This window comes from Vibrio sp. N418, assembly GCF_000222565.1.
Classification (GTDB): domain Bacteria; phylum Pseudomonadota; class Gammaproteobacteria; order Enterobacterales; family Vibrionaceae; genus Vibrio; species Vibrio scophthalmi.
Genome location: NZ_AFWD01000037.1, coordinates 13,067 through 34,887, shown reverse-complemented (window position 1 = coordinate 34,887; position 21,821 = coordinate 13,067). Strand labels below are relative to the sequence as shown.

The following is a 21,821-nucleotide window of genomic DNA, read 5'->3' as shown; positions in this document are numbered from 1 at the left end:
AGTCAACTGCTTGAGCAGTTAATTTAAGGCGGGTATCTATAGCAAAAAGAACTTTAGGAGGCAAACACTGTTGCGTAAAGTTATTGTCATTGTGAAGACGGCATCATTTTTTAGCAGTGATAGTTAAATTCCACAGCGTTAATGAGCTTTATCTCACTTTCTGAAAGCTGCGCCTTATAGCACAACACTTCCACTCCTTGTTCGATCGCAATTTTGAGTAATTGTGAATAGTTGGCGTCTATATGGTGTGCGGGAGATACTTTTTCAATCCCCGAATGTAAAACAATAAATAAAAGTACAGAACGCTTCCCATTTTTCGCCATTTCTGCCAGTTCACGTAGGTGTTTCTGCCCTCGAGTCGTCACTGCGTCGGGAAAAAATCCTTGCCCTTGGCTCTCTTCTGCCAATAATGTCACGCTTTTCACTTCTATATAGCATGTTGCTTTTTGCGGATCACTGAGCAAGATATCAATCCGGCTATTTTCTTGACCATATTTCACTTCAGTTTGAAGTTGCTCGTAATCGAGTAACTCGGTGATGACACCTTGTTGAATTCCTTCTACGGCTAACTGATTCGCGAGTGCTGTATTAATACAGATACGGTGGCCAGCGGCAGTTTGGCTCAACTCCCAGCTATTGGGATATTTTCGTTTTGGGTTGTCTGAGGTCGAAAACCAGACTTTGTCTCCGGGTGTCGCACACCCAGTCATGGCTCCGGTATTGGCGCAATGAATGGTGCGTTCACTGCCGTCATCAAACTGAATGTCGGCTAAGAAGCGTTTATAACGCTTTAATAGCGTGGCGGACTCTAGTGGAGGGAGGAACTTCATTTTGGTCTGGTTACGTTTCTTCTATACAATGTGGCTTCCATTACATCATAAGGCCTATCCATTGTCACAACTGCCGATTGAAGGCGTGATACCAGAGCTTCTCTCTGGTGTTCGCGATTGTAACCAACTCATCCTTAAAGCCGCCCCTGGTGCAGGTAAGTCGACCTTTTTCCCTTTGCAGCTGCTGCAACAGCAAGTGGTGAGCGGGAAAATCATCATGCTCGAACCTCGTCGTTTAGCCGCGCGTAATATCGCTCGCTATCTGGCACAGCAACTCGGTGAAACGGTAGGGCAGCGTGTCGGGTATCGGGTTCGTGGTGAGAATAAGGTGAGTCAAGCGACGCAGTTGGAGATTGTGACGGAAGGGATCATGACGCGGATGATTCAAAGTGATCCTGAACTCAATGGCGTCGATTTAATTATCTTTGATGAATTTCATGAGCGTAGTATTCATGCCGATATGGGCTTGGCGCTGTGTTTAGAAATCCAAGAGGCGCTGCGTGATGATCTTAAATTGGTGGTGATGTCAGCAACACTCGACCAACAAGCGTTAGCGCGTTTAATGCCACAAGCTCGTTATGTGCAATCGCAAGGTCGTAGCTATCCTGTTGAATTTCGTTACGCGCCACTTAAAGTGAATGAACGCTTTGTTGATGTAATGGCAAGAAACATCCATAGTCTGATGAATAGCGAATCGGGCTCCCTGTTGGCTTTTCTTCCTGGGGTTAGCGCAATTCAGCAATTACAGCAGCAGTTGCAGTCATCCAGTTTGCTGCTAAGTGATGTTGATATTTGCCCTTTATATGGTCAATTGAGCTTCGAACAGCAGCAAGCGGCTATTCATCCAGCACCTACGGGACGGCGTAAAGTGGTGCTAGCGACCAATATTGCTGAAACATCACTGACGATTGAAGGCATTCGCATGGTGGTCGATTCTGGTTTAGAGCGCATTGCCAAATATGACTTAAAAACCGGTATTACTAAGCTTGAGCAAGTGCGTATTGCCCAGTCGTCAGCTGAACAGCGCGCAGGCCGTGCAGGCCGTACAGAGGCGGGCATCTGTTTACGTTTGTACAGCGAAGGACAATTAGCGCAGCAACCTGCTGTACCTGCGGCTGAGATCCTGCATAGTGACCTCTCTTCATTAGCGATGGAACTGGCGCAATGGGGTTGCCTTGATGCGGGTGAGTTGAATTGGTTGGATCTGCCGCCTAATAGCGCAATGGCACAAGCGCGTAGTTTACTCTCTTCGCTTGGTTTGGTGGATGACAAACACCAATTAACGCCAATGGGGCAAAGTGCGCAAAAGCTGGGTTTAGAACCGCGTATCGCGGCGATGTTGGTGCAAGCGACGCAATGGGATCATGGTAGGCCAAACCATTGGCCAACGACCGCTTTAGCGGTTGCGGCATTGCTCGAAGAGCCAGAACGCAATGTCGTGGATTTCGCTCACTCAGTGCAGCGTTTTAAAGTTCGCAAACACACCAAGCAACGTATCGTTGAAGCGCGAGCGCAGGGTCTTGCGCGCAAGTTAGGGCTGAGTTTTTCTCTTGCTGAGGTTGAGGAAATGCAAGTCGCGCTGGTGCTAGCGTTGGCGTTTCCCGATCGCGTGGCACAGAGCCGTAGTAAACAAGGTGGTCGTTATCTCCTGGCGAATGGCCACGGTGCACAATTGCGTGACGATGAACCGCTTGCGGCGAGTGATTACCTGATTGCGATTGATTTGATGCGCAGCCACGGCGATGCGGCAATGATTTATTCCGCGATCGATCTTGATCTCCATGCGTTGCAAAATGCCTTGCCAGAAAAATTTATCCAGCAACAAATTGCGGATTGGGATGATAAGCGCGGCAAGTTAGTAGCTGAAGAGCGCACTCAATGGGGCGATTTAATTGTTGATAGCCGCGAAATGGCACAACCATCCGCAGACAAAATGAGTGAGGCGCTGCTCAATTATGTCCGCCGCCAAGGGTTACAATGCTTAAACTGGACGGACTCGGCGAGTGATCTATTAGCAAGGCTGCGTTGTGGTTGTGAATGGTTACCTGAGCAAGCATGGCCAGGATTAAGTGATGACGCATTGCTCAATGACCTTGAGCTGTGGTTGTCCCCGTATTTGGTCGGCGTACGCTCTGCTAAAGCGCTGAGCCAAGTTAATCTTAATGAAGCTTTATTGGCCTATTTAGGTTGGCCACTCAACCAAGAAATTGAGCAATGGTTGCCGATCGACTATGTCTTGCCGACTGGCAGTAAAAAGAAGATCCGTTATCAGGTCGGCCATGAGCCAATTTTGTCTGTTAGGATGCAAGAAGTATTTGGTGAACAAAGTTCGCCAACGGTGGCGCAAGGACGCAAAACAGTGGTGTTAGAACTCCTTTCTCCGGCACAACGCCCATTGCAATTGACCAGTAATCTTGCAAGTTTTTGGTCAGGAGCGTACCAAGAAGTTAAAAAAGAGATGAAAGGTCGTTATCCTAAGCACGTTTGGCCTGACGATCCTGCTAATCACGTCGCTACGACCAAAACCAAACGACACTTTAATCAGTAGCCTATTCGATGAATATGACCAATAAACATGACCGATAAAAATAAAACGCCGCGCAAACCGGCAGCGAAATCCGCAGCGAAACCAAAGGCGAAGCGTGCCAAAGCCGCACCCAAGAAGAAAAAGGCAGTAACCAATAAAACGTGGCTAAAAACCTTATGGGGTATGACATGGAAGCTCGCATTAGTTGGCTTTGCCATTTTGTTTTTTGTCGGTATTTATCTCGATAGCTTAGTTAAGCAGAAATTCGAAGGACAGCTGTTTGAACTACCAACGGTGGTTTATGCGCGTATTTTGAATTTAGCGCCTGGTGATCAAATCAGTTTAAAAGAAGTGCGTAATGAGCTGGATGTATTGAACTACCGTAAGGTTAGCCAGCCTAAGTACCCGGGCGAATACTCCTCTTCTTTGACCAAGATTGAGTTGATGCGCCGCCCATTTGAATTTACCGATGGGCCAGAGCCTGATCGTCATGTGATGCTGCATTTCGATGCTTCAGGTTTAACGCGTATTCAATCGTTGGAAAAACCGGGAGATCTTGGTTATTTGCGTATCGAGCCGAAGATGCTGGGTATGCTAGAAAAAAATCGAGATGAACAACGTTTATTCCTACGTCGTGAGCAATTTCCAGAAGTCATGGTCGATGCGCTATTGGTGACCGAAGATCGCGACTTCTATCAACATGATGGTGTTTCACCGTTGGCGATTGCCCGTGCTTTGGTGGCGAACATCAAAGCGGGTCGGACGGTACAAGGGGGCAGTACCCTAACTCAGCAGTTGGCTAAAAACCTATTTTTAACCAGTGATCGCACCTTATGGCGTAAGATCCGCGAAGCGTATATCGCGGTGATCTTAGATTATCGTTATGACAAAGATCGTATCCTTGAAGCGTACCTTAATGAAGTGTATCTCGGTCAAAGTGGCGGTGAAGCTATTCACGGTTTTGGTTTGGCTGCGCGTCTTTACTTTGGTCAGCCAATCCAAGAGTTACGTATTGATCAGCTAGCACTGTTGGTCGGCATGGTTAAAGGACCGTCTTACTACAACCCAGTGCGCTTTCCTGAGCGAGCGAAAACCCGCCGTGACTTAGTGTTGCGTTTGATGATGCAACAAGGTTACCTCACTGCGAGTGAATTTGATCATGCCGCCAGTCGTCCGTTGGATATTCAAGACAATGTACGCATTGCTAGTCGCCAACCGGCTTATTTTCAGCAACTGCAAATTGAGCTCAAAGAGAAAGTGGGCACAGCGTTTGAAGCCGATAAGGGCTTGAAAGTGTTTACCTCACTTGATCCCGTTTCCCAGCATGAACTCGAAACGGCGATTAAAACCAAGATCCCACAACTTGCTAAAGTGGCGGGTAAAGATCTGGAAGGTGCGGCAATTGCCGTTGACCGTCATAGTGGCGAGATCCGTGCAATGGTGGGAGGAAAGCGCACCGGTTATGATGGCTTTAACCGTGCACTCAACGCCAGCCGTCAAATTGGTTCACTGGCGAAACCTGCCGTTTATCTAACCGCGTTGCAGCAGCCGGAGAAATACAGTCTAGCCAGTACGCTAAATGATAAACCGCTGAGCTTAAAAGGCTCGAAAGGCAAGGTGTGGTCGCCACGTAACTACGATCGTAAATTCCGTGGTGATGTGCCGTTGTATATTGCATTAGCAAAATCACTGAATGTTCCTACGGTGCAATTAGGTATGCAATTGGGCATTCCGAACGTGGTGGATACGTTTGAAAAACTGGGCATTAATCGCGATGAGATCCGCCCGGTACCATCGATGTTTTTGGGTTCCTTTACTCTGACTCCATTTCAAGTGGCGCAAATGTATCAAACGCTGACCAATTCAGGTAAACAAGCCAAGCTTTCTGCTTTGCGCTCTGTGGTCGATATGGACGGAGATGTATTGTATCAATCCCTGCCAATTGCCAAGCAAACCGTAGATCAAAATGCCGCTTGGCTGACAACTTATGCCATGAAGCGTGGTGTGGCTGAAGGAACAGGGCGTTTTCTCAATGGTCAGTTTGCTTGGGCGGCACTGGCGGGAAAAACCGGTACCAGTAATGACACCAAAGACAGTTGGTTTGTCGGCGTTGATGGCCGCGAGGTGACCACCATTTGGCTCGGTCGTGATGATAACAAATCGACCAAACTCACTGGCTCAAGTGGCGCGTTGCGCGTTTACGCGGAGTATTTGCAACATCGCATTCCGACGCAGTTAACCTTACCGTGGCCAAAAGATATCTCAACTGTCGGTTTTGCCAAAACCAGTCGTGGGGATTTGCAGCTTGATTGTGAGAATGCCTTCAAATTACCCGTTTGGGATAATAAAGGTCAGTGGAAAAAAGAGTGCAGTAATCAACCCGCACAATGGCTAAAAAATATTTTCAGCTGGTAACGATTTGCTTATATTGTTCAGTGAGCCGCCTTTACACGGTGCGCTGAACGATCAGCCGTTCGATGAGAAAGGGACATCATTTGTGAAAACGTTTCGCCTATTATTGGTCATGCTACCTTGGATGATCGCATCTTCAGCGATTGCCGCGGAGCAAGAAGAAAGTGCTCCTCGCACGAAAGTCGCCGTCGTACTCGCTGGTGGTGGAGCAAAAGGTGCTGCGCACATTGGGGTGTTAAAGGCGCTCGAAGAAATGCGTGTACCTGTCGATATGGTGACCGGTACCAGTATGGGGGCATTTGTCGGTGGCTTGTATGCAACGGGCATGAGCGCCGATGAAATCGAAAGTTTTCTTACCACGATAGATTGGAATAATGGCTATCGCGATAGAGTTGATCGTAGTCAGCGTCGGGTTCGTGATAAAGAATATGAAGACCGCTATCAACTGACCACCGATATTGGTTTTGGCTGGGGTGAACTAAAAGGCACTCGCGGCGTGGTGCAAGGGCAAGGGATGCTGCGCATCTTGCGTGAAACCACCGGTAACCTACCGAAATTTAAATCATTTAATGATCTAGCTATTCCTTACCGTTCGGTCGCGACCGACATTATTGAACTTGAACCAGTGGTCATTGATCAGGGCTATCTGGTTGATGCGATGATGGCTAGCATGTCAGTACCTGGCGCATTGCCACCGTATCGTCTTGACGATCACCTGTTGGTAGATGGTGGTGTGACTAATAACATGCCTGTTGATGTCGCTCGTGATCTCGGCGCCGACGTGGTGATTGCGGTCGATATCAGCACCGATTACAAGCAGGAAGAAGACTTTACCGGTCTATTTACCGTCGCCGATCAACTCTCCAATTATTTGGTGCGCAGTAGCACCTCTCGTCAAGCCGCGACCCTTCATGATTCGGATTTGTTGTTGCAACCGAATGTCGGTGATATGGAAACTACCGAATTTGAACGCATGCCAGAGGCGTATCAAGAAGGTTATCAAATCACCATGGCGCAGCGAGATAAATTGTCTGCGTTGGCGCTGACTGCAGCGGAATACCAAGCCTATATCGACCACAAACAGGCGGTACGTAAACAACTGCGCTACGGTGATGAAATTGAAATCAGTGATGTGGTGATCAACAACCATACCCACTACAGTGATGAACTGCTGGAAAACCGTTTAGATATCGATACTGGCCGCCAAGTCACCACGCATGAGCTTGAGCAAAGCGTACAGGATTTATATGCGCTTGATCGTTTTGAATTGATTAGTTATCGCTATGATCAAATCGATCAGCAAGATGTGCTGGTGGTCGATGTAAACGAGAAATCATGGGGCCCGAATTACATGAACTTTCGTTTTTTCCTTGAGGATGATTTCTCAACCGATAGCCAATATTCGATTGGTATTTCGACCAACTTTACCGATATTAACCAAAACGGTGCTGAACTGCGTACTAACTTGGAGATGGGGACTGATAAGACCATCGAGGCAGAGCTTTACAGCCCCTTCTTCTCTCAGCAAAAAGTGTTTACCACCTTAGGTCTTCGTTACAACAAACAAAAGCGCAATGCGCCATTAAGTGGTTTTGATGATACCAGTTTAGAATCAACGCAAGATTTCCTACCGGTCACTTACACCGAGTGGGTTGGCGAACTTGCATTAGGTTACCAAGAAACGTTGTGGCGTGAGTTTAAAATCGGCTTGCGATACACGGATGGTGATGGTGCCTTTGCGTCATTGCCTTCGATTGGCGATGTCCAATTTCAGCGGACGGGTGTGTTTGCCAACTACCGAATTGATACGTTAGATAACTTTAGCTTGCCGACTCGAGGCGTCTATTTTGATATTAATTACCTCATTTCCCACGATGAAGGCCAAGGAAATGTCTCTTTAGCGGCAGCAGAAAAAGATACCTCCTATGAATTTGGCGCCAAATTGATCGCGGCGACCAGCTTTTCTCGCCATACTTTGGTCGCAAATCTCGATACTGGATTTGTACAGAGTAAAAACTCGGCGGTTCCGGTTGATCCTAAAGAGATTGGTGGTTTCTTAAATCTCTCTGGTATTCCTCGTAATAGCCTTATTGGCCAAAACAAAGTCTTTAGCAGTTTAGTCTATCGCTATCGTTGGTTTGATAATGATTTCGGCTTATTTACTGCACCATTTTATTTAGGTGCATCAGTGGAGTATGGCGGAGTTTGGTCCGATCCTGACATTGGTATTGAAGATGCGCCACTATACAAAGCAGGGTCTATTTTTGCTGGTATTGACTCTCCTATTGGACCAATAATGCTGGCGTATGGTCGTACAGAACACAATTTCGATTCGGTTTATTTAATAATAGGAACGTCTTTTAAGTAGCTGAGTTAAGATAAACATCACTCTGTTTTCAGAGTGATGATGCGGGACGGTTGGATGATTATTCATAGAACTTTAGTCTTAAGTTGCTATGTTGGTCAAAATGGCAAGATTTTAATTTAACGTTAAATTTGCTATCATGCCGCCCACAGTTTGGCCTCTCTGGCACTGTTTATCAGTCTAAAAAGAATGACAAATATGGCAATGGAGAGCCAAGTTTCCAAGGATGTTCACTCCCCACTGAAAATAGGCGGAGGAACCGCAATGAGAGGAAAAAGTCGTGCTTGAAGCCTACCGTAAACACGTCGAAGAGCGTGCTGCTGAAGGAGTTGTACCAAAACCTTTAGACGCAGAACAAGTTGCTGGACTCATCGAACTTGTTAAAAATCCCCCACAAGGTGAAGAAGCCTTCATTCTTGATCTGCTTGAGAACCGCATTCCACCAGGTGTTGATGAAGCGGCTTATGTAAAAGCCGGATTCTTAACCGCTGTAGCAAAAGGCGAAGTGGCATCACCACTGGTGAGCCGTGAGAAAGCCGCGCAACTGCTAGGTACCATGCAAGGTGGTTACAACATCGAGTCATTGATTGAGTTGCTGGATGATGCTGAGTTGGCACCGATTGCGGTCACCGCGTTATCGCATACTCTATTGATGTTTGATTCATTCTACGATGTGGAAGAAAAAGCCAAAGCGGGCAACACGCACGCACAGCAAGTGCTGCAATCTTGGGCGGATGCTGAATGGTTTACGTCGAAAAATAAAGTCGCAGAAAAAATCACGGTTAAAGTATTTAAAGTCACTGGTGAAACCAATACCGATGACTTATCTCCAGCACCAGATGCATGGTCGCGTCCTGATATTCCTGTTCATGCTAAAGCGATGCTTAAGATGGAGCGTGAAGGCATCAATCCAGATGATGCGGGTAACGTAGGTCCAATTACTCAAATTGAAGAATTGCAAAAAGATGGCATTCCACTGGCTTATGTCGGAGATGTTGTTGGTACGGGTTCTTCACGTAAATCAGCCACCAACTCTGTACTTTGGTTTATGGGCGACGATATCCCTTATGTACCAAACAAACGTACTGGTGGTATCTGTTTAGGTGGAAAAATTGCCCCTATCTTCTACAACACCATGGAAGATTCAGGCGCTTTGCCAATTGAATTGAATGTACAAGATATGAATATGGGCGATGTTATCGACATCTACCCATATGAAGGTGTGGTTTGCAAAAACGGCGCTGAGATTTCAAGTTTCAAACTGAGCAGTGTATTGCTTGATGAAGTCCGTGCGGGTGGTCGTATTCCTCTTATCATCGGTCGTGGTTTAACCAGCCGTGCTCGCGCTTCTCTTGGTCTAGAAGAGACCGAACTGTTTGCGAAACCGATTGATCCTAATGCTTCTGATAAAGGCTATACGCTGGCACAGAAAATGGTCGGTAAAGCGTGTGGTGTCGAAGGTGTTCGTGCTGGTCAATACTGTGAGCCGAAGATGACGACAGTTGGTTCGCAAGATACCACCGGCCCAATGACGCGTGATGAGTTGAAAGATTTGGCGTGTCTTGGCTTCTCGGCTGACTTGGTGATGCAGTCTTTCTGTCACACCTCGGCTTACCCGAAACCAGTTGATGTGAATACGCACCATACGCTGCCTGATTTCATTATGAACCGCGGCGGTGTATCACTGCGTCCGGGTGATGGTGTTATCCACTCATGGCTCAACCGTATGTTGTTGCCTGATACTGTTGGTACTGGCGGTGATTCACATACGCGCTTCCCATTGGGTATTTCATTCCCAGCAGGTTCTGGCTTAGTGGCCTTTGCTGCGGCAACGGGTGTGATGCCACTGGATATGCCAGAGTCAATTTTGGTGCGCTTTAAAGGTGAAATGAAGCCAGGTATCACGCTACGTGATTTGGTACATGCCATCCCTTACTACGGTATTCAGCAAGGTCTTTTGACGGTAGAAAAAGCGGGTAAGATCAACGAATTTTCAGGCCGTGTACTGGAAATTGAAGGGGTTGAGCATCTTAGCGTGGAACAAGCATTCGAACTGTCTGATGCTTCAGCAGAGCGTTCTGCTGCGGGCTGTACCGTGAAGCTTTCTCAAGCGTCGATTGAAGAATACCTAAACTCGAATATCACCATGTTGAAGTGGATGATTGCAGAAGGCTATGGCGATCGTCGTACTATCGAGCGTCGTATTACGGCGATGCAAGAGTGGCTAGCAAACCCTGAGTTGATGGAAGCGGATGCGGATGCAGAATACGCACACGTGATTGAAATTGATTTGGCTGAGATTGATCAACCTATTCTTTGCGCACCAAACGATCCTGATGATGCTCGTCTGTTATCGGATGTGCAAGGTACACAGATCGATGAAGTCTTTATCGGTTCTTGTATGACCAACATCGGTCACTTCCGCGCTGCAGGTAAGCTGCTTGAGAAGTTTAATGGTCAGCTCGATACGCGTTTGTGGGTCGCTCCACCAACGAAGATGGATAAGGATCAGCTAACCGAAGAAGGTTACTACGGCATCTTTGGCCGCGCTGGGGTGCGTATTGAAACTCCGGGCTGTTCACTATGTATGGGTAACCAAGCTCGCGTAGCAGATAAAGCGACAGTGATGTCGACTTCGACGCGTAACTTCCCGAACCGTTTAGGTACTGGCGCGAACGTTTACCTTGCTTCCGCAGAACTGGCTGCGGTAGGTGCAATTCTAGGTAAGATTCCAACGATGGAAGAGTATCTAGAGTACGCCAAGCAAATTGATGCGACCGCTGCCGATACTTACCGTTACTTGAACTTCCATAAGATGGCCGAGTACACCAAGAAAGCGGATGAAGTGATTTTCCAAGAGCCTGCGTAAACGCTGATGCTTTCCCTGTTGAACTAGTGTGTTTGATAGAAAATAAAAAACCGCAGATTTTTAGTCTGCGGTTTTTTTATCTCCGTCTTATTTGTCATTGCCGCTGTGTTAGCTTGCTCTCAGCAACATCATCACGGTCATCGAATAAAGACGCCCACTATGCTCAGAAGATTGCTTCGTTTGCTGCCTTGCTGCAATACCAACTAATTAGGAGATATTGGTTTAATGTTCATGGTTGTTTCAGAACATATAGAGTGAATCTAGATTTTTAGCGCGAACATTGCTGCGACATTACGTGCCGTTAGTTCAATGTTCTCCGCCGCTTCTGCCATCGCTGTTGGTAAATCGACTGAACGGTTCACCACCGCAAATACCGCATCAATACCGTGCTCATGCACGACACCGCAGTCTTGCGTCAAACAGCCTGAAATACCGATCACTGGCACTGAGTGTTTTTTCGCTGCGCGTGCGACACCAATTGGTGTTTTACCGTGAATGGTTTGGCTATCAATACGACCTTCTCCAGTAATCACTAAATCGGCATCAGCCACTACATCCGTTAGGTTTACCGCATCCATTACAATCTCGATGCCCGGGCGAAGTTCTGCATTAAGCAAGCCCATCAGTGCCGCACCTAAACCACCCGCCGCACCAGCGCCTGGACGGTTTAGAACATCGTGACCCAATTGCTGTTTGATTACTTCTGCGTAATGAGCAAGGTTGCTATCAAGTTGTGCCACCATTTCTGGTGTTGCGCCTTTTTGTGGGCCGAATACTTGCGATGCACCTTTAGGGCCACACAGTGGGTTGTCCACATCACACGCCACTTCTAAACGCACTTGTGCAAGACGAGGATCAAGACCGCTCATGTCGATGGTGTGCAGTTTTTCCAGCTCGCCACCGCCAAAACCCAGCGATTGACCAGCTTCATCCAGTAGACGAATGCCCAGAGCTTGCGCCATTCCGAGGCCGCCATCGTTGGTTGCGCTGCCACCAATACCAACGATGATGTGTTCAACACCTTTATCAAGCACCGCTTGGATCAACTCGCCGGTACCAAGGGTTGTGGTCAGCATAGGGTTACGCTTTGCTGGCTCAACCAGATGTAGGCCAGATGCTGCTGCCATTTCGATGATTGCCGTTTTGCCATCACCCATTAAACCGTAGAAACCGTTGACTTGCTCGCCAAGTGGGCCAGTCACTGCGTGCTCGATGATGTCACCACCGGTAGCATCCACCAAGGATTGCACCGTGCCTTCACCACCATCTGCCATTGGCAGTTTGATGTATTCAGCGTTTGGCAGAACTTGTTTAAAGCCGTGTTCAATCGCAATCGCGACGTCCATCGCACTAAGACTTTCTTTGTATGAATCTGGAGCAATAACAATTTTCATAGTAATAACCTTAAACGCCTTAAACAAATAAACCAAACACACCGAACATCATAGTAGAGACAAATGCGATCATGAGACCGACGGCTGACTCATAAGGGATGAGCTTAAGACGCTCGCGAATATCCATGTGTACTGCACCGCCAGTGGCATGGAAGAAGCTACCATGAGGCATGTGGTCAAATACGGTTGCACCAGAGTGAATCATGGCCGCGCCAGCCAGTGCAGGTACGCCAAGTTCTAGGATTGTGCCACTAAATACGCTTGCTGCGACTGCTGTACCTGCTGTAGTAGAAGCGGTTGCTAGTGACATCATGGCACCAGAGATTGGCGCGAGTAGGTAAGAAGGCAAACCTGATGCCGTAAGAATATCAATCAAACCGCCTTTTAGACCTGAGTTCGCAATGATGCCGGCCAGAGTACCGGTACCCAGTAACATCACTGCCACTGGCGCCATGCGGCTTAGACCAGAGACCGCGAAGCGGTTAGTATCATGGAAACGGCCCATCACCACTGCACCAAGGAAACCACCCAGCGGTAGAGCAATCAGAGGATCGATGTTGATGCCTGCGATTGGGCGTAGCGCAAGTAGTGCGATTGCCACAAGTGGCGCAACAATCGCAGCACCGAAGCTTGGTAGTTTGCTTAGGTCAACGGAAACCACTTCGCTTTCATGCACCATACTGCCTTTGTTAGTCAGGCGCTTCGCAATCATGTAAGCCACGATAAGACCAAACAAACCTGGGATCACGCCCGCGGCCATTACTGAGGTCAGTGGTACGTTAAACGCGTCTGCTGCTGCGATCGCATTTGGGTTTGGTGACATCACGTTACCGGCTTTACCGCCGCCGACCATTGCCAGCAAAATTGCGGCTTTAGAGATGTTGGCACGTTGCGCGATAGCCAGAGCGATAGGAGAAACGGTGATCACCGCAACGTCAACGAATACGCCAACAGCAGTAAGAATAAGAGTCGCTAGAGCAAGAGCAAGTAGGGCACGAGTTTCGCCTACTTTTTTTACAATCGTTTCAGCAATCGAGGTAGCTGCACCAGATTCAATCAGCACGCCAGCCAGTACACCTGCGGCTAAAATACGCAGCACTGCCGTAACAATGCCTTGTGCGCCGCCAATCATCAGTGAAACGGTATCAGTCAGTGATACACCACCAATGACACCACCAACCAGTGCGCCAATGATCATGCCGTAAGCGGGTGGAACTTTGCGTAGGATGAGCGCGATTGCCACAATCAGTGCAGCTAAGGCGCCTAGGGTAGAGACTTCAACCATGGTTGTTTCCATCTAAGTTATAAGAGTTATTTTTTGCTGACTATAGAGAGGCGCAGGCTCATCGTCTTTAGAATGGTTAACAAATATTCCAGCGTTTAGATGGTGATTTTTGTGCAACTGCACAAATTTGGAATTAATGACCAAATAATTTCAAGGCAAGATAGAGGTGTAACTTGTCGTCTAAGTTGTTGATGTTTAATGAGGTTATTTCTTCTATTCGTTCTAGTCGATAACGTAGAGTATTACGGTGAATATGCAGTGTTTGGCATGTTTGACAAGCGTCACAGTTCTGGGCAAAAAAAGCTTTAAGTGTCTTTACCAATGCCCCTTTGTTGTCCTTTTGCATTAATAAATCAAACGGTTCTTTGATTTGTTCTACTTTCCAAGACTCTTCAAATAGGCTACTGAGCAGGACGGGTAAACGGTGGTTTTGATAGAAAAACACCTCACCGTCTTGATCGTCAATGGCATCCAATGTCAGCTTGGCAGTTTGATAAGACTTACTCAAACCATCAGGACCTGAAAAATAATCACCCAATGCCATGCGAATTTTAAACTTACCCAGCTGACGCACTCGTTTTAGTAGCTTGGTGACTCGCTTACGTTCGTTTTCAACCGACCAGCCTGATTTGGTCAGTTCGATAGGCTTTAATACCACCACTTCATTAGTCGATACCGATAGGATTCCGACCAAGTTATCGCGCTCAGGAAACTCTAATAAGTGCACTAATTGTTGTAAGTTTGCCAGTGAGAGTGGCGCATGATCATCATCCGACATCACTTGAACGACAGCGGCGATGCGCGGTTTGGTTAAATCCAGTTCCAAACGCTCGGCAATCACGCGGATCTGACCGTCATCCAATGGCGCACCTTGGATCAATTGCATCACCAACTCTTCGCGATGGCGCTTATGCCACTCAACTTGTGACATCAGCGCTGCTTGTTCAACGATCAATTCAGCGGTCATTTTGACCAGTTCACCATATTGCTGAACGTTGTCAGGTTCGCCTGAGATACCAATCACCCCAATCACTTTATCTTGATAGATGATCGGGAAGTTGATGCCCGGCTTGACCCCTTTGAGGTGCTGAGCGGTGGCAGAGTCAATCGCCACCACGCGCTGTTCTGCGATGGCAAGAATCGAGCCTTCATGACGTTGACGCAGCCGAGTTGGATCGCCAGAACCAATAATTCGGCCAAACTCGTCCATCACATTGACTGAATAAGGGATGATTTTCATCGAACGCTCAACGATTTGTCGGGCGATGGTTTCGTTTAACTGCATAGAAAAGGCATGGTGTGAGCAAAAAAGGAAAGATACCACTGGCCTAGCAATGGAACAATCCTACTCTCACGCCCAGTTGGAAAGCGGTAAATTAAGATTTATTGTGGTGAGTGTTTTGGCTATGAAAAAGCACCTGCGAGGCAGGTGCTTTGATATGTTCTAGTCGTGGTTTAGTCTAGTCTAGTCTAGTCTAGTCGTTCAATTTCACTAGCGATATATTGACCGTTGACTATAGAGGCTTCTACTTCTACTTCCTGTTGAGTTAAGCTTCTAAAGGTTAGGCCATCGTCAAATTCAGTAAATCTATTTACATAAATAGTGTCGATATTTCGACTACCAATCGTGAAACTCATATTAGTTTCATCGATCGAATTTACAGTACCTTCGATGTCTATATCATTACCGTTCCAGCTGTTTGAATCGTCATTATCGTTATCAAACTCGATTTCAAGAGCGGTATTATTAGTACCAGTGGTTACTTCAATCATAGTACCTTGTACTAAGTGGTTTTTATTACCATCTTCAAAGCGTGTTTGGGCTGTAACATTAAAACGACCACGATAGTTTAGCTCAAAGGCACTCTTATCGTTGGCAACCCATGTTAGTAGACCTTCAATTTCAGTATCGTTATCGATATCGTCGTAGGTTTCGATTTCAACCTCAGTTGCATTAATCGTATTCCCTATTGCTTTACCTTCAACTTCAACCCAAAGGCCATTGGCAAGCTCTCCACCTTCAACTGAATTTTGAGTGTAGATAACCGTCAATGCAGCACCAAGATTGAAACGTAAATTAGTCTTATCGAGATTTGAAATAGTCCCTTCAATTTCAAAATGATCCTTTAGTATTTCATTCTCAAATTTGACTACTGACAATACTTTGTAGCCATCAGTTGCTGTAGGTAGTGACGATACCATTACCCAATCACCACCACGAATATGGCCTTGATCAACTAATGCAGATAGTTTAGGAAATGTTAGTGCGACACCATTGACTGTAAATTGACCAGAGTCTTTATTCGTAATCGTGATTATGCCTGCAATAGTTGGTTCAAGCTGGACGTGTTGGCCTACCGCGCGTGTTGGGTTTGGTGACAATGCCACTAACATTCCAGGACTAAGTTGCGTCGTACTCAGTGCTACATTTTCATCGCCTGCAAGATAGTTAACGCTCGCCACATCATATTGATGACCATTAACGGTAATTACATTACCAGATACGCGCTCAATCGTACCTTGTGCTGCATTTGGTCGATGGTTGCTATTGTTATCAGATTTGTCATCTGAACCACCACCGCCACCACAACCCGTTAATATTGCGCCGAGTAGACTAACTAAAACCAACTTTTTCATTTACTTATTTTCCTGACTAGAATGCTTAAAACGGGTGTATCCTAATCGACCAAACGTGAAGCGCTCGTGAAGAAATGTGGAAGTAGCATGAAAATATTAATTGTGGATGATAGTCATAATGTCGCAGAAACCATTGCTGACTATTTAGAGCTAGAAGGTATGATCATCGACTGTGCCTACCACGGTGAAGCCGCACTGAAGTTAGTTGCCGAGCAACATTATGATGTGATCATCATGGATATTATGATGCCGAAAATTGACGGTATTTCTGCGGTAAAGAAACTGCGCCAAGAGCAGTTTTGTAACACGCCGATTCTGTTTCTCACCGCTAAAGATAGTTTGGACGACAAAGTCGCGGCTTTTGAGGCGGGAGGCGATGATTACTTATTAAAACCTTTTGCAATGCAAGAGTTGAGTCTGCGAGTAAAAGCTTTAGCAAGTCGAGGACCTCGCCAAGATATCGGTCAATTGGGTTTCGCCGATATTACCGTCAACACTCAAACGGATGAAGTGCGTAGGGCTGGTGTTGTGCTTAAGCTCAGTCGAATTCAGCGCAAAATATTAAAAGAGCTGCTACGCCATGCGCCTGCGATCGTTTCACGACAAGAACTAACTGATTCAGTGTGGGGCGATGACGAGCCGAGTAGTGATGCTTTACGTAGTCATATCTATGGTTTGCGTAGCGCATTAGATAAAGGTTTTGAGCAATCCAGATTAGAGACTATTCATGGACAAGGTTACCGAATCAAAGCATAAGCATTATCCGAGTATTTATCGCAAGATACGCCTTAGTTTTGGTGTTATGACATTATTGATGTTTAGCACCTTTTGGGCAGTGATTTACTTTGCTGAAAATCAAATCGAAATTATTAGCTTGCACCATTGGCTCGACACCGAGGCCTCACGCTACAATGCGGATTATAAGCGAGAAGGCGCAAATGCACGCCTACCACAAGAGGCGGAATTCTCCACCTATTGGAGTGAAAAATCGCTACCAGTCTGGTTACAAGGTTATCGTAAGCCAGGTTTTTATGAGCACCTGCTCGGCAAAGAAGATAAGCACTTTATCGTGACTGAACATCCGTCTGGTCAAGGGATGTTGTACATCGTCTTTCAAGATGATGCTGATGATTACCTCGATGAATATGAATTTAGTCTACATAACTCGACCTTTGTGATTGGCGGTTTTATCTCAATATTGGTGGTGTTGTATGGCGTCTATGTGGTGCGTTCACTTTCACGTCCACTCAATCGTATTGAAGACAAAATTCGGCATATGCCACCGGATCAGCCAATATTTAGTGTAGATACCGAATATGCCGAAACGCGGCATATTGAGCAAACCTTGCTCGATAGCAAGATGAATATCTCTGGTTATTTTCAGCGCGAAAAAGAGTTTAGTCGTTTTGCATCGCATGAACTGCGCACGCCAATTATGGTAATACGAGGTTCAACCGATCTGCTTGGTAAAATTCCTAATCAAGTCCCGTTAGCCAACAAAGCCATCAATCGACTCGATCTCGCCTGTGAACAAATGCGAGTATTAACGGAAACCTTTTTGCTGTTAGGTAAAGAAGAAATAGATCACCATCATTTACAACCGTGTTGTTTGTATGAGGAGCTCGAGGTTCAATTAGCCGAAATGTCACCGTTATTTGCTAAACAAGATGCCAGTTATCAGTTGCGTGTTGAGGGCATGAGTAAGGTGTTTGCACCGAAAAGTTTTGTCGTAATCGTGATTAACAATCTAATCAAAAACGCCTTCAGTTACAGCCTTGGTGATATCGATGTGGTTCTAGAAGGAGCGACATTGTTCATCACTAATCGTCACGCAGGTCATGAAACCTACAACGCAGGTTATGGTTGTGGTTTGGTGATTGTGGAACGAATTTGCGAAAGGATGGGTTGGGAGTTTATTCGCCAAGATGATGGTGAGTTTTATCGTGCCCAAGTGCAGTTCCGATCAGCACCGTCTGACTTATAACGGGTCAGTTAGATGGCAGCTTTGCGTCGAAGGTGGCTTGTCGTTATACTCGCCGCGATTAAATTTGCTAGGTCTTAGTGATGGAATTTGAATTTGTAAGAAACACCCTAATGGGCGAATACTATGTGAAATGTAGTATGGGACATGAAATCGTTGGGCGTTGGCTACAAGAAGAAATTGGCAAAGATGAGCAGAAAATCGCTCAAGTCGAACAATTGATCGATCAAGCTCTATCCGCGCCTCAGCAAGAGCACATGTTACTCGGCAAAGAAATTAGCCTCTCTATTTTAGGCGATGAAGTGATGGTGCAAGAAAACGTGTTATTGCATGGTGAAGAGCTGGATGCTGATAGTGAATACGATTTCTATGATTGTGAAAGCACCGCGAGCTGCGGGTTGGAAGATTTTTCACTCGCCATTGAGCAATGGAAACGTTTTCTAGCCAACCGTTAATACTGAGTTGATTACACAGTTTGTTGTATGCTGGCCAATAAAAAATGAGCCGAGCTAACAATGCTCATTTGATGCTTTATCTTTGTGAAAAGGCGCACCACGATGGTGCGCCTTTTTTGTTTTTAGAATTAGTCTGTTTTGGTTCTTTAATAAAAACAACAACTTAAATTCTGGCACGTAACTTGGAATAGGAATAATAAAGTAAAGGACAGAATATTGAGAGGAAGCAATGAAACTAATCAACGCCATTATTAAACCATTTAAATTAGACGACGTGCGAGAAGCGCTGGCCGATGTCGGTATTGAAGGGATGACCGTTTCTGAAGTGAAAGGTTTTGGTCGCCAAAAAGGCCACACGGAACTGTATCGCGGTGCGGAATATCAAGTCGATTTTTTACCAAAAGTAAAACTGGAAGTGGCTACTCAAGCGGAGAATGTCGATCGTGTGATTGAAGCGATCACGAAAGCGGCGCATACCGGCAAGATCGGTGACGGCAAAATTTTTGTCTATGACTTGAGCCAAGCGGTACGGATTCGTACCGGTGAAATGGACGTTGAAGCACTTTAATAGCAAAGGATTGGAGAATGAACATGGAATTATCGTTAACAGTAACTGAACTACGCTACGCCCTCGACACCTTTTTCTTTCTTATTTCTGGTGCGTTAGTGATGTGGATGGCAGCCGGTTTTGCCATGCTTGAAGCCGGTTTGGTACGCTCAAAAAACACCACAGAAATTTTAACCAAAAATATCTGCCTTTACGCAATAGCGTGCACCACTTTCCTCTTAGTGGGTTACAACATTATGTATGTTGATAATAGTGCTGGTGGTTGGTTACCTTCATTTGGTGCCCTGATTGGTACGCAAAGTGAAGGCGCGGATCATTCGTTGGAGTCGGATTTCTTTTTCCAAGTTGTGTTTGTAGCCACAGCAATGTCGGTGGTGTCTGGCGCGGTAGCAGAACGCATGAAACTATGGTCTTTCCTTATCTTTTCAGTGGTGCTAACCGCATTTATCTATCCAATGGAAGGCTATTGGACATGGGGTGGCGGTTTCCTTTCTGAGGCTGGTTTTAGTGACTTTGCTGGCTCTGGTATCGTGCATATGGCAGGCGCATCAGCGGCATTAGCTGGCGTACTATTACTGGGTGCGCGTAAAGGGAAATACGGTAAGAATGGCGAAATTTACCCTATTCCTGGTTCAAACATGCCACTAGCAACATTAGGTACTTTTATTTTGTGGTTCGGTTGGTTTGGCTTTAACGGCGGTTCACAACTGATGATTTCAGATTTTGAAAATGCCACAGCCGTTGGTCAAATCTTCTTGAACACGAATGCTGCGGCAGCAGCTGGCGCGATTGCCTCTTTATTAGTGTGTAAAACCACTTGGGGTAAAGCAGATCTGACTATGATCCTCAATGGCGCTTTGGCGGGGTTGGTTGCGATTACCGCCGACCCATTGTCTCCTTCACCGATGTACGCAGTGGCGATTGGCGCGGTATCAGGTGTGGTTGTGGTGTTTAGTATTGTTGCTCTGGATAAAATGAAAATAGATGATCCAGTTGGTGCTATTTCAGTTCATGGAGTGTGTGGTTTCTTTGGTTTGATGGTGGTGCCACTGAGCAATGCAGACGCGACATTCAGTGCGCAGCTGTTAGGCGCTTTGGTTATCTTTGCTTGGGTATTTGCAGCAAGCCTTGCGGTATGGGGGGTATTGAAGCTGACGATTGGTATCCGCGTGTCGGAAGATGAAGAGCAAGAAGGGATGGACTTACATGATTGTGGTGTTGGCGCTTATCCTGAGTTTGTCTCTCTGAAATAGTATTGAAATATAGCGTTACAAAATAACCCTTATGAAACCTGTCGTTATCGGCAGGTTTTTTTATGTTTAAGAATTGTATTCTAACCGTACATGATTATAATAACGCAACTGATAAACATTATCATTTAATAAAAATAAAGGATTTCTGAGAATGAAAAAGCTGCTCACACTTTCTGCACTAGCTTGTGCAACTATCGCCCCAACAGCAATGGCTGCTGATGAAGTGAACGTATACTCTTATCGTCAACCTTTCCTAGTTGAACCAATGTTCAACGAGTTCACTAAAGAAACAGGCATCAAAGTAAACGTTAAGTTTGCTAAAAAAGGGTTAGCAGAAAAGCTAGCTCAAGAAGGTGAGTACAGCCCAGCAGACGTTGTTCTAACAGTTGATATCAGCCGCCTATCTGAATTGACAGAGAAAGGCTTAGTTCAACCAGTGAACAGCGACATTCTTGAAAAAAATATTCCGGCGCAATACCAAGATACGGATAACGAGTGGTTTGCACTGACTACACGTACTCGTAGCGTTTACTCATCACGTGACCGTGTTGGTAAGCTAGGTCAAGATTTTACCTATGCAGACCTTGTTAAGCCTGAATTCAAAGGCAAAATCTGTACACGTAGCGGTAAGCACCCTTACAACGTTTCTTTGGTTTCAGCGATGATCGCTGAAAACGGCGAAGCGGCAACAAAAGAGTGGTTAGAAGGTGTTAAAGCGAACCTAGCTCGTAAACCGCAAGGTAACGACCGCGCGCAAGTGAAAGCGATTAAAGAAGGTCTATGTGACGTTGCACTTGGTAACAGCTACTACCTAGGTAAAATGGTTAACGATCCTGAGCAACTAGCATGGGCAGAGTCGGTATACATCAACTTCCCTAACCAAGAAACCACCGGTACGCACGTCAACATCTCTGGTATGGCGATGGCGAAATACGCACCAAACAAAGAGAATGCTCAGAAATTGATGGAGTTCCTAGCCGGTGATGTTGCACAGAACATGTATGCAGAAGTGAACTACGAATACCCAGTAAAACCAGGTGTAAAACCTTCTGAGCTAGTAGCATCATGGGGCGAATTTAAGGCTGACCCAATTTCACTTGATAAAATCGCTGATCACCATGAAGCGGCTATCAAGTTACTTGATGAAGTGAAATTTGACCTGTAATCATATCTAAGGGTATAACAGTACCCAATGTTTTAAGGAATGAGGTGTATTTGTATTTACACCTCATCAGCCTGATATGA

General features: G+C 46.1%; 15 protein-coding genes. 10 read left to right on the top strand and 5 right to left on the bottom strand.

What is annotated here, in order from left to right; all coding sequences use genetic code 11:
- Positions 1–110 precede the first annotated feature (110 nt).
- Positions 111–830: a DNA/RNA nuclease SfsA gene (sfsA, locus tag RH86_RS06865; protein WP_009385692.1), complete on the bottom strand. Its 720-nt coding sequence runs from the start codon at positions 828–830 to the stop codon at positions 111–113.
- A 61-nt stretch (positions 831–891) separates the two neighbouring features.
- Between sfsA and hrpB the strand changes: the two genes are divergently transcribed.
- The 4 genes from hrpB (at position 892) to acnB (ending at position 11,003) form a co-directional block, all read left to right on the top strand.
- Complete coding sequence (gene hrpB, locus RH86_RS06860) at positions 892–3,378, top strand: ATP-dependent helicase HrpB (protein WP_038219393.1); 2,487 nt, start codon at positions 892–894, stop codon at positions 3,376–3,378.
- A 27-nt stretch (positions 3,379–3,405) separates the two neighbouring features.
- The gene (gene mrcB, locus RH86_RS06855; RefSeq protein ID WP_009385690.1) at positions 3,406–5,772 is read left to right on the top strand and encodes a penicillin-binding protein 1B; all 2,367 of its coding nucleotides are present in this window, start codon (positions 3,406–3,408) and stop codon (positions 5,770–5,772) included.
- Between the two features lie 82 nt (positions 5,773–5,854).
- Positions 5,855–8,137, top strand: a complete 2,283-nt coding sequence (locus tag RH86_RS06850) for a patatin-like phospholipase family protein (protein ID WP_411572003.1) — start codon at positions 5,855–5,857, stop codon at positions 8,135–8,137.
- A gap of 277 nt (positions 8,138–8,414) precedes the next feature.
- A complete protein-coding gene (gene acnB, locus RH86_RS06845; RefSeq protein ID WP_009385688.1) occupies positions 8,415–11,003 on the top strand; it encodes a bifunctional aconitate hydratase 2/2-methylisocitrate dehydratase in 2,589 nt (862 codons plus the stop codon).
- 260 nt (positions 11,004–11,263) lie between these two features.
- Here acnB and RH86_RS06840 read toward each other — a convergent pair whose 3' ends face one another.
- The 4 genes from RH86_RS06840 to RH86_RS06825 all read right to left on the bottom strand — a co-directional run bounded on the left by RH86_RS06840 (position 11,264) and on the right by RH86_RS06825 (position 16,319).
- Positions 11,264–12,397 (bottom strand): glycerate kinase, encoded by a 1,134-nt coding sequence (locus RH86_RS06840; protein WP_009385687.1) that lies wholly within the window; start codon positions 12,395–12,397, stop codon positions 11,264–11,266.
- 19 nt (positions 12,398–12,416) lie between these two features.
- Positions 12,417–13,682 (bottom strand): GntP family permease, encoded by a 1,266-nt coding sequence (locus RH86_RS06835; protein WP_009385686.1) that lies wholly within the window; start codon positions 13,680–13,682, stop codon positions 12,417–12,419.
- A 133-nt stretch (positions 13,683–13,815) separates the two neighbouring features.
- Complete coding sequence (locus RH86_RS06830; protein WP_038219391.1) at positions 13,816–14,967, bottom strand: sugar diacid recognition domain-containing protein; 1,152 nt, start codon at positions 14,965–14,967, stop codon at positions 13,816–13,818.
- A 185-nt stretch (positions 14,968–15,152) separates the two neighbouring features.
- A complete protein-coding gene (locus RH86_RS06825; RefSeq protein ID WP_009385684.1) occupies positions 15,153–16,319 on the bottom strand; it encodes a DUF5666 domain-containing protein in 1,167 nt (388 codons plus the stop codon).
- An 87-nt stretch (positions 16,320–16,406) separates the two neighbouring features.
- Between RH86_RS06825 and RH86_RS06820 the strand changes: the two genes are divergently transcribed.
- The 6 genes from RH86_RS06820 (at position 16,407) to RH86_RS06790 (ending at position 21,741) form a co-directional block, all read left to right on the top strand.
- Positions 16,407–17,075 carry a response regulator transcription factor gene (locus RH86_RS06820; protein ID WP_009385683.1) on the top strand — a complete coding sequence of 223 codons (669 nt, stop codon included), beginning with the start codon at positions 16,407–16,409 and terminating at the stop codon, positions 17,073–17,075.
- Positions 17,047–18,303, top strand: a complete 1,257-nt coding sequence (locus RH86_RS06815) for a sensor histidine kinase (RefSeq protein ID WP_009385682.1) — start codon at positions 17,047–17,049, stop codon at positions 18,301–18,303. The genes RH86_RS06820 and RH86_RS06815 overlap by 29 nt, the downstream gene beginning before the upstream one ends.
- Positions 18,304–18,383: 80 nt before the next feature.
- A complete protein-coding gene (locus RH86_RS06810; RefSeq protein ID WP_038219390.1) occupies positions 18,384–18,755 on the top strand; it encodes a YacL family protein in 372 nt (123 codons plus the stop codon).
- Between the two features lie 229 nt (positions 18,756–18,984).
- Entirely contained in the window at positions 18,985–19,323 is a 339-nt protein-coding gene (locus tag RH86_RS06800) for a P-II family nitrogen regulator (protein WP_005593219.1), read from the top strand.
- Positions 19,324–19,346: 23 nt separating this feature from the next.
- Positions 19,347–20,576 (top strand): ammonium transporter, encoded by a 1,230-nt coding sequence (locus RH86_RS06795; protein WP_005593220.1) that lies wholly within the window; start codon positions 19,347–19,349, stop codon positions 20,574–20,576.
- Between the two features lie 151 nt (positions 20,577–20,727).
- Positions 20,728–21,741 carry a Fe(3+) ABC transporter substrate-binding protein gene (locus RH86_RS06790; RefSeq protein WP_009385680.1) on the top strand — a complete coding sequence of 338 codons (1,014 nt, stop codon included), beginning with the start codon at positions 20,728–20,730 and terminating at the stop codon, positions 21,739–21,741.
- Positions 21,742–21,821: the final 80 nt, after the last annotated feature.

Excerpts from the sequence above, each read along its gene's own strand:
- sfsA (WP_009385692.1), bottom strand. The coding sequence starts at position 830 with ATGAAGTTCCTCCCTCCACTAGAGTCCGCCACGCTATTAAAGCGTTAT.
- RH86_RS06795 (WP_005593220.1), top strand. The coding sequence starts at position 19,347 with ATGGAATTATCGTTAACAGTAACTGAACTACGCTACGCCCTCGACACC.
- RH86_RS06790 (WP_009385680.1), top strand. The coding sequence starts at position 20,728 with ATGAAAAAGCTGCTCACACTTTCTGCACTAGCTTGTGCAACTATCGCC.
- RH86_RS06825 (WP_009385684.1), bottom strand. The coding sequence starts at position 16,319 with ATGAAAAAGTTGGTTTTAGTTAGTCTACTCGGCGCAATATTAACGGGT.
- RH86_RS06810 (WP_038219390.1), top strand. The coding sequence starts at position 18,384 with ATGGAATTTGAATTTGTAAGAAACACCCTAATGGGCGAATACTATGTG.
- RH86_RS06820 (WP_009385683.1), top strand. The coding sequence starts at position 16,407 with ATGAAAATATTAATTGTGGATGATAGTCATAATGTCGCAGAAACCATT.
- RH86_RS06830 (WP_038219391.1), bottom strand. The coding sequence starts at position 14,967 with ATGCAGTTAAACGAAACCATCGCCCGACAAATCGTTGAGCGTTCGATG.
- RH86_RS06800 (WP_005593219.1), top strand. The coding sequence starts at position 18,985 with ATGAAACTAATCAACGCCATTATTAAACCATTTAAATTAGACGACGTG.
- mrcB (WP_009385690.1), top strand. The coding sequence starts at position 3,406 with ATGACCGATAAAAATAAAACGCCGCGCAAACCGGCAGCGAAATCCGCA.
- RH86_RS06835 (WP_009385686.1), bottom strand. The coding sequence starts at position 13,682 with ATGGTTGAAGTCTCTACCCTAGGCGCCTTAGCTGCACTGATTGTGGCA.
- RH86_RS06815 (WP_009385682.1), top strand. The coding sequence starts at position 17,047 with ATGGACAAGGTTACCGAATCAAAGCATAAGCATTATCCGAGTATTTAT.
- RH86_RS06840 (WP_009385687.1), bottom strand. The coding sequence starts at position 12,397 with ATGAAAATTGTTATTGCTCCAGATTCATACAAAGAAAGTCTTAGTGCG.